Raw genomic sequence first — 2463 nt, forward strand, 5'->3', positions numbered from 1 at the left:
GCCACCGGGTGGATCGCGTACTTGACGATGATGCCCTTGTCGGTGAGCTTTTGCGCCAGCTCTTTGACCGCATGCTGGGCGCGCGCCACGGCCAGGCCGTAGCCGGGCACGATGACCACGGTTTCGGCATTGCCCAGCACAAAGGCTGCGTCGTCGGCGCTGCCGCTCTTGACCGCGCGCTGCACGGCCGCGCCGGACGCTGCAGTCGCTGCATCACCGCCAAAGCCGCCGCCGATCACGTTGAAGAACGAGCGGTTCATGGCCTTGCACATGATGTAGCTCAGGATCGCCCCCGAGGAGCCGACCAGCGAGCCGGCGATGATCAGCATGCTGTTGTTCAGGCTGAAGCCGATGCCGGCCGCGGCCCAGCCGGAGTAGCTGTTCAGCATCGACACCACCACCGGCATGTCGGCGCCGCCGATAGGGATGATCAGCAGCACACCCATCACAAAGGCCAGTGCCAGCATGGCGAAGAAGGCCGGCCAGCTCTCGGTGGCCGCAAACACCAGGCCCAGCGCTATGGTGGCCAGGCCCAGCACCAGGTTCAGCTTGTGCTGGCCGGGGAACACCACCGGCGCGCCCTTGAACAGGCGGAACTTGTAGGTACCCGAGAGCTTGCCGAAGGCGATCACCGAGCCGCTGAAGGTCACCGCACCGATGGCCGCGCCCAGGAACAGCTCGAGCCGGTTGCCCACCGGGATCGGCAGACCCTTGGCCACGATGCCAAAGGCATAGGGCTCGGCCACGGCCGCCACGGCGATGAACACCGCCGCCAGGCCGATCATGCTGTGGAAGAAGGCCACCAGCTCGGGCATCTTGGTCATCTCCACCGTCTTGGCACGCCAGGCACCGTAGGCGGCGCCGGCCAGCAGGCCGACCAGCACATACAGCATGCCACCCAGGTTGCCCTGCGCCAGCTTGACGATCAGTGCCGCCGTGGTCAGCACGGCAATCGCCATGCCCACCATGCCGAACAGATTGCCGCGGATGGAGGTGGTGGGATGGCTCAGACCCTTGAGCGCCTGGATGAAGCAGACACTGGCGATCAGATACAGCAGCGTGACGAGATTCATGCTCATTTGCCGGCTCCTTGCTCAGCCGCGGGTGCCTTCTTGTCCTTTTTCTTGAACATCTCCAGCATGCGCCGGGTGACCATGAAGCCGCCGAACACGTTGACCGCCGCCAGCGCCACGGCCAGCACGCCCATGGTCTTGCCCAAGGTGGTTTCGGTCAGCGCAGCCGCCAGCATGGCGCCGACGATGACGATGGCCGAGATGGCGTTGGTCACCGCCATCAGCGGCGTGTGCAGGGCCGGGGTGACGGTCCAGACCACGTGGTAGCCCACGTAGATGGCCAGCACGAAGATGATCAGGTTGGTGATCGTCGGGGAAAGAATGTCCATGTCTTGCTCCTTGTTCTTGTCTTTGTGGCTTGTCGTTGTTATTTGCGGGTTACCGCGCCAGCCTGGGTCACCAGGCAAGCCGCGACGATGTCGTCGGCCATGTCGACGTTCAGCGTGCCTTCCTTGGTCAGCACCAGCTTGAGGAAGTCGAGCAGGTTGCGCGCGTACAGGGCCGAGGCGTCGGCCGCTACCAGGGCTGGCAGGTTGGTTTCGCCGATCAGGGTCACGCCGTGTTTGACCACGGTCTTGTCGGCTTCGGACAGCGGGCAGTTGCCGCCACCGTTGGCGCCTTTGCCGGCGGCGATGTCGACGATCACCGAGCCGGGCTTCATGCTCTTCACCATGTCCTCGGTGATCAGCGTGGGCGCGGCGCGGCCGGGGATCAGCGCGGTGGAGATCACCACGTCGGCCAGGGCCACGCGCTTGGCGACTTCGATCTGCTGGCGCGCCAGCCAGCTGGGCGGCATGGGCTTGGCGTAGCCGCCGACGCCGACGGCGGCTTCTTTCTCTTCCGGCGTGTCGTAGGACACTTCGATGAACTTGCCACCCAGGGATTCGACCTGTTCCTTGACGCTGGGGCGCACGTCGCTGGCTTCGATGACGGCGCCGAGGCGCTTGGCGGTGGCGATGGCCTGCAGGCCGGCGACGCCGACGCCCAGGATCACCACGCGGGCGGCCTTGACGGTGCCGGCGGCGGTCATCAGCATGGGGAAGAAGCGCTGGTATGTGTCGGCAGCCATCATGACGGCCTTGTAGCCGGCGATGTTGGCCTGGCTGGACAGCACGTCCATGCTCTGGGCCCGGCTGCTGCGGGGGGCAGCTTCCAGCGCGAAGCTGGTCAGGCCGGCGGCGGCCAGGCGCTCCAGGCCGGGTGCGTCAAAGGGGTTGAGCATGCCGACCAGGGTGGTGCCGGGGCGCATCAGCGCGGCTTCGGCGTCCGAGGGGCTGCGTACCTTGAGCACCAGATCGCAGCCGAAGGCGCCGGCGGCGTCCACGATCTCGGCCCCGGCAGCTGTATAGGCGGCATCGGTCACGCTGGCGGCGATGCCGGCACCGCTTTG

The 2463-nt window shown here is 66.4% G+C and carries 3 protein-coding genes; all 3 read right to left on the reverse strand.

What is annotated here, in order from left to right:
• Nucleotides 1-1079 (reverse strand): NAD(P)(+) transhydrogenase (Re/Si-specific) subunit beta (locus J2X19_RS25870; protein ID WP_310377335.1); only part of this gene is annotated, 1079 nt, incomplete at its 3' end.
• On the reverse strand, nucleotides 1076-1402 hold the full coding sequence (locus J2X19_RS25875) for an NAD(P) transhydrogenase subunit alpha part 2 (RefSeq protein WP_310377337.1): 327 nt from the start codon (nucleotides 1400-1402) through the stop codon (nucleotides 1076-1078). The genes J2X19_RS25870 and J2X19_RS25875, both read right to left, overlap by 4 nt.
• A gap of 38 nt (nucleotides 1403-1440) precedes the next feature.
• Nucleotides 1441-2463, reverse strand: a 1023-nt coding sequence (locus tag J2X19_RS25880; protein WP_310377339.1) for an NAD(P) transhydrogenase subunit alpha, incomplete at its 5' end; no start/stop codon positions are given.

The sequence above is a fragment of the Rhodoferax ferrireducens genome (genome assembly GCF_031458075.1).
GTDB classification, from domain to species: Bacteria; Pseudomonadota; Gammaproteobacteria; order Burkholderiales; family Burkholderiaceae_C; genus Rhodoferax_B; species Rhodoferax_B ferrireducens_A.